The 6,075-nt window shown below is 77.3% G+C and carries 6 protein-coding genes; all 6 read right to left on the bottom strand.

Annotated features, from left to right (window positions below; genetic code table 11):
* Positions 1 to 43 precede the first annotated feature (43 nt).
* A complete protein-coding gene (locus ACYVD5_RS04550) occupies positions 44 to 1,414 on the bottom strand; it encodes a PfkB family carbohydrate kinase (RefSeq protein WP_460999622.1) in 1,371 nt (456 codons plus the stop codon).
* Positions 1,411 to 2,007 (bottom strand): D-sedoheptulose-7-phosphate isomerase, encoded by a 597-nt coding sequence (locus ACYVD5_RS04545; RefSeq protein WP_460999621.1) that lies wholly within the window; start codon positions 2,005 to 2,007, stop codon positions 1,411 to 1,413. Before ACYVD5_RS04545 ends, ACYVD5_RS04550 begins: the two co-directional genes overlap by 4 nt.
* Positions 2,007 to 3,254, bottom strand: a complete 1,248-nt coding sequence (locus ACYVD5_RS04540; RefSeq protein WP_460999620.1) for a glycosyltransferase — start codon at positions 3,252 to 3,254, stop codon at positions 2,007 to 2,009. The genes ACYVD5_RS04545 and ACYVD5_RS04540 overlap by 1 nt, the downstream gene beginning before the upstream one ends.
* Positions 3,251 to 4,282: a glycosyltransferase gene (locus ACYVD5_RS04535; protein ID WP_460999619.1), complete on the bottom strand. Its 1,032-nt coding sequence runs from the start codon at positions 4,280 to 4,282 to the stop codon at positions 3,251 to 3,253. The genes ACYVD5_RS04540 and ACYVD5_RS04535 overlap by 4 nt, the downstream gene beginning before the upstream one ends.
* Positions 4,279 to 5,268, bottom strand: a complete 990-nt coding sequence (locus ACYVD5_RS04530; RefSeq protein WP_460999623.1) for a glycosyltransferase family 9 protein — start codon at positions 5,266 to 5,268, stop codon at positions 4,279 to 4,281. Before ACYVD5_RS04530 ends, ACYVD5_RS04535 begins: the two co-directional genes overlap by 4 nt.
* Positions 5,269 to 5,321: 53 nt before the next feature.
* A partial coding sequence (locus tag ACYVD5_RS04525; protein ID WP_460999618.1) for an HAD-IIIA family hydrolase occupies positions 5,322 to 6,075 on the bottom strand: 754 nt, incomplete at its 5' end.

The raw sequence follows: 6,075 nt of genomic DNA, 5'->3' as shown, positions 1-6,075 counted from the left end.
GCCGCCCGGCGGGGCGGGCGCTTGCGCGCCGGTGCGGCCCTGTTCACGGTGTGCGGCCGCGGGCGGCCACCATGCGGCTGGTGGAGCGGCCCGGCAGCAGCGGCAGGATCACCGCTTCGCCGCCGCCGGCGGTCACGGCGGGCAGCTCGGGCAGCTCGGCGGCCGTGTAGTCGCCGCCCTTGACCCACACGTCGGGCCGCAGCCGCTCCACCTCGCGGTTGGGTGTGGACTCGTCGAAGACCGTGACCGCGTCGACGCACTCCAGTGCCGTCAGCACCCGGATACGGTCCTCGGCCGAGGTGACCGGGCGGTCGGGCCCCTTCTGCGCACGTACCGCGGCGTCTGAGTTGAGGCAGACGATGAGGCAGTCGCCCAGTGAACGGGCCCGGCGCAGCAGGCTGACGTGGCCGGCGTGCAGCACGTCGAAGCACCCGCCGGCGGCGACGACCTTGCCGCCGCTGCGGCGCACCCGTTCGGCCAGTGCCTCGGGGCTCTCGCCCAGGCCCAGCGGCAGCGCACCCGCCATGGGACCCGACGCCGCGGCGGCGCCCGCGGCGCCGTTGCGGATGAAGCGCGAGGCCGCCTGGACGCTTTCGGCGACTGCGGCGGCCGTGCCGGCACCGGTGCGCAGCGCGCCGGCGGCGGCCGCGCAGAAGCGGTCGCCGGCCCCGCACGCGTCGGCTTCGGGCAGGTGCAGCGGCGCGGGAAAGAACCGGTGGCCGCCCTGCGGGCGCGCCCACACGGCGCCCTCGCTGCCCAGGGTGACCGCGACCGAGGCCGCCTCCCAGGTGCGCGCCAGATGCGCCGCCGCCGCGCCCGCGCCCCCGGCTTCGGCGGCGCCGGCCTCGGCCGCGTTGGGTGTCACCAGTGCGGCGCCGGGAACGGGGGCGGGGCCCCGCGGGTGCGGATCCCACACCACGGGCACTTCGGCGGCGGCTCGGGCCAGCGCGCGGCGGACCCCGGGCAGGGCGGCCACACCGCGGCCGTAGTCGGAGACCAGCACGGCCCCGGCCCGGCCGATGGCCGCTGCGGCGCGTTCCTGCCCGCCGCCGGGATCGGGCCGGCCCTCGCCGTGGTCCACGCGCACCAGCGTCTGCTCGCCGACCTGGATGCGCGACTTCGCCGGGGTCGATCCGACCTGGCCCAGGCGCACCAGTGTCAGCGCGTCCTGCAGGAGCGCGGCGACGCGGTCGCCGGCGGTGTCCTCGCCCAGGGCGCACACCAGGGCGACCGGGTGGCCGTCGCGGGCGGCCAGCCACGCGGCGAGGGCGGCGCCGCCGGGGCGGTGCCAGGCGCTGGGCGCGTCCAGTACCGGCGCGTCGCCGCCGTGGCCGGAGGTGCGGTGCACCCCGGTGACGTCGACGTCCAGGAACGCGTCGCCGACCACGGCCAGGGGCCCCCGTGCGCGGCTCACGCCGATCCCTCCCGGGCGAGGCTGCCCTGGCGCGGCGGGGCGGCGGGCACGCCGCAGACCGCGTCGACCTCCTCGCACATCAGGTGGATCAGCGAGAGGTGGACCTCCTGGACGGTGGCGGTGTCCGGCGACGGCACCAGCAGGCTCTCCTCGCAGGCGGCCTGGAGCATGCCGGGGGCCGCACCGGCCAGCGCCCAGCAGCGCATGCCGATCTCGCGGGCGGCGGCGGCCGCGGCGATGACGTTCTCGCTGGTCCCGCTGGTGGACAGGCACACCAGGACGTCGCCGGGGCGGGCGTGGGCGCGTAGTTGGCGCGCGAAGACCTCGCGGTAGCCGTAGTCGTTGGCGATGGCGGTGAGGCTGGAGGTGTCGGCGTGCAGGCAGATCGCCGACAGCGGCATGCGTTCGGTGGTGAAGCGGCCGGTCAGCTCGGCGGTGAGGTGCTGGGCTTCGGCGGCGCTGCCGCCGTTGCCGCAGGCGAACAGCCGCCGTCCCCGGACGAGTTCCTCGCCGAGGATGCGGCCCCACCGTTTGGCGCGGTCGCCGTCGACGCCCTCCAGCACCGTGCTGAGGCGTTCGAGCCGTGGATGCATCAGACACCTGCTTTCGGGGTGCGCTCTGCCGCATCGGCGGCGGGTTCGGGCACCGGGCGTCCGCGTTCGCGCAGGACGCTTTCGTAGCACTGCTCGGTCTGGCGGGCCACCAGCGGCCAGGTGTAGCGCACTGCGGCGCGGTCGGCGGCGGCGATGCCCAGGCTCTCCCTGGTGACCGGGTCGGTGAGCAGCGTCCGGATCCAGTAGGCCAGGGTGCGGGCGTCGCGCGGCGGTACCAGGCGCCCGGTGACGCCGTGGACGACCGTGTCGAGGTGGCCGCCGACGTGCGAGGCGAGCACGCAGGTGCCGCAGGCCATCGCCTCGACGGTGCTCATACCGAAGGGCTCGTACCAGGGCACGCTGACCGCGAGGTCGGCCGAGCGCAGCAGCTCGGGCACCCGGGAGCGCGGCACGCCGCCGGTGAAGCGGACCCGGCCGGCCACCCCGGCGGTTTCGGCGGCGGCGCGCAGCGCGGTGATCTGCGGGTCCTGCTCGGCCTGCTCTGGCGGGGGGCCGCCCGCGACGACGAGTTCGGCTTCGGGTACCCCGGCCAGCGCGCCGATGACCGTGCGGATGCCTTTGCGGGGCACCAGCCGGCCCAAGGTGAGGACGCGCGGGCGCTCGCCCCGTTCGGCGACCGGGCCTTCGGGGCGGAACGATTCGGGGTCCACTGCGCAGGGCACGACGGTGATCCGTCCGGGGGCGACGTTCCAGGTGCGCAGTTCGCGCTGCTCCGCGCAGGAGGTGGCCACGACCCGGTCGGCCCGGCGGGCGATGTCGGCCTCGGTGCGTGCCCGCTCGCGGGGGCTGGTGTCCTCGCTGCCCTGGTGGCGGCGTTTCTCGGTGCCCAACGCGTGGAAGGTCTGCAGCACCGGGGTGCCGGTCGCGGCGGCGGCCTCCAGTGCGGCGCGGCCGCTCATCCAGTAGTGGGCGTGGGCGACGTCGGGCGTCTCGCGTTGCCATTCTTCGGCGAGGCGGGCGGCGAACTCGCCCATGTGCGGCGGCAGGTGGTCCTTGCCGATCGGCTGCGGCGGCCCGGCGCTGATGTGGTGCACGCGCGCCCCCGGCGCGAATTCGACCGTTTCGGGGGCGGCGGGGTCGCTGCGGCGGGTGTGGACGACCACCTCGTGGCCGCGGGCGGCCAAGGCGCGGGCCAGACCGGCGACGTGCACGTTCTGCCCGCCTGTGTCCTCCTCGCCGAGGGCGGCCAGCGGGCTGGCGTGTTCGGAGACCATGGCGATCCTCACCGTGTCACCTCCTGGAGTAGCCGGTCCCAGTGCTTGAGGAACCGGTCGATCGGATAGCGGTGCAGCGCCGCCCGGCGCGCGGCCCGGCCGCATTCGGCGGCCTGGTCCGGGTCGCGCACGAGCTCGCGCAGCGCCTGGCACAGCGCGTCGACGCGGGTGGTTGCCAGTCCCGCGTCCGGGGGAATCGCCTCGCGGGCCTCGGTGGTGGCCAGGGCGAGGACGGGCATGCCCAATAGCATCGCCTCGATGAGGGAGAGGCCCAGGGAGGTCCAGCGCAAGGGGTGCAGGTAGACCCGCCGGCGCGCGAGTTCGGCGTGCAGGCGGTGCTGGGGCAGGTCGTCGAAGGCGCGCAGCCGTTCGGCGGGCAGGCCCAGCGCCGCGGGGAGCCCTGCCACGCCCATGCCGAACAGGTCGAGGGGGCAGGCGCCGGCGAAGCGGGGCAGCAGGTCGGTGCCGGTGACCCGGCCGCGGCGCAGCGGTTCGTTGACGGCCACGCCGGCGCGGTCGACGTCGCCGGTGTAGCGGTGCCCGGGGTCGGCCACCCCGTGTTCGATCACGGTGGTGGGTGCGCGCCCGCAGTCCCAGAACAGCTCGTTGAAGTGGGTGACGTGCACGACGGGGATGTCGGTGCGGTCGGCCAGCGGGTGGCGGGTGCGGGGCACGTCGCCCTGGGGCGCGTTGTGCTCGACGTAGACGGCGGGTATGTCGCGGCCCGGGCGGCGCCCGCCCAGCCACCGCTCGGCCAGGTCCAGTTCGCGGGGCCGCTGCAGCACGACGGCGTCGACCGGTTCGGCGGCCAGGGTGTGCGGGCCGACTTCCACGGCGTTGCCGGGCCAGTCCCAGGTGTCGGCGCGGCCGCGGCCGTCGGGGCCGCGTTCGGCGTCGGCCGGGATGAGGCAGCGGTGCCGGCCCTGGACGAACGAGGTGGTCCAGGAGCCGTGCACGTGCCAGATGAGCACGCGCAGCGTGGGTGTGCGGACGCGTTCCGGGCCGCGGTGGGCGGCGGTGCGCGGTTGCTGCACGGTCATGATGCCTCCCCCGCGAGGTCGTCGACGGCGCGGACGATGTCGGCGGGGGTGAGGGCGGCCAGGCAGGGGTGGCCGGGCACCGGGCAGGTGCGCGCGCGGCTGCCGCGGCAGGGGGCGTTCTGGTCGCCGAGCAGCCGGACCGGGCTGCCTTGGGGCGCCCAGGAGGAGGCCGGTACCACCGGGGCGAACAACGAGACCACGGGGGTGCCCACCGCCGCGGCCAGGTGCGCGGCGCCGGTGTTGCCGCTGACCAGTACTGATGCCGATTCCAGCACTCCGGCGAGCTCGGTCAGGCCGGTGCACCCGCCCAGGTCCAGCCCGGAGCCGCCGGCAACGGCGGCGGTGTCGCCGCGTTCCTGGGCCGTGCCGGTGACCACCACGCGCCGGCCTTCGGCGGCGAGGGCGGCGACGGTGTCGGCGGCCAGCGGCCGGGGGATGGCGCGGGCCGGGGCCGCGGCGCCGGTGTGCAGGGCGACGTAGCCGGGGCGCCCGGCCAGATGCGCGGTTTCGGGCAGCGGGCGGCGGATGCGCGGCGCGCCGTTGTCGCCGGGCGGCAGCCGGTACCCGGCCGCTTCGGCCAGGCTCAGCATGCGGGCGGCCTCGGGGCGGGTGTGGTCGGTGCGGTGGCGCAGGTCCAGCAGCGATCCGGGGTAGTCGTCGCTGGCCGCCCCGATCCAGCCGACCCCGGCCATCCGCAGCAGCGCCGCCAGCGGCAGCGGCGACTGGTGGTAGGAGGTGAGGATGAGCGCGGAGGCGGGGGCCTCGGCGGCGACCGCGGCGATGAGGCCGGCGGCGGTGCCGCTGGTCAGCGCGGGCGGCTCCGGGTCGATCCAGGGTGCGCACCATTCCAGGACGCGGTCCGCCCCCGGTAGCAGTTCGGCGGCGGCGCGCCCGCGGGGGCCGGCGAGCAGGACGGTGCGGTCGGCGCCTGCGGCGACGGCGCGCACCGCCGGGCCGGCCAGCAGCACGTCGCCGATGCTGTCCATCCGCGCGACCAGGGCGGTGCCGCCCCGGGGCGCCGCGGTGCCCTCCCGGCCGTTCACGCGGTGCTCCCGCGCAGCAGGCGGTTTACGGCGGCGGCGAGGTTGCGGGCGGTCTCCGGCGCGCCGGCGGCCTCCTCGGGCCGGGTTGCGGGTCCGGGCACCAGGATGGCGCGGGCTCCGGCGGCGCGGGCGGCGTCGATGTCGGCGCCGATGTCGCCGATGACGGCGCACTCGTGCGGCGCCAAGCCCAGTCCGGCGGCGGCGTCGCGGACGAGGCCGGGGCGCGGTTTGCGGCAGGCGCAGCCGCCGTCCTCGCTGTGGGGGCAGATCCGCCACACGTCGAACGGTCCCAGGCGGGCTTCCACCGCGGCGTTGACGGCGGCGAGCTCGTCGGGGGTGATGAGGCCGCGGGCGATGCCGGACTGGTTGCTGACCACGCCCACGCGCAGCCCGGCGCCCCGCGCGCGCTGCACGGCGGCCCGCGCGCGGTGCGCGGGCCGCACCAGCTCGGGGTCGGAGTTGTAGGGCACGTCGTGGACGAGGGTGCCGTCGCGGTCGAACAGCACCGCTTTGACGGGCCGGGCGCCGTGCGGCCGGGCGCTCCGGTGGCGCCACTCCCCCGCGAGCCGCTGCGCGCAGGCCACCGGCGGGATCAGTGCGCTGGTCGCGGCCATGCGCGCGATCTCGGCGGGGGTACGCGGCCCGGGCGCGATCCGCCGCCACGCGAACCCGGCGGTGGCTGCCAGCCACCTTCCGGCCAGCTCCGCGGCGGCCGCGGTGGCGGCCCGCTGGGTGCGTGCGCGTGCCGGG

This window comes from Streptomonospora sediminis (assembly GCF_054778995.1).
Note: the sequence above shows the minus strand (reverse complement) of the source record. Positions and strands in the feature narration are given on the sequence as shown.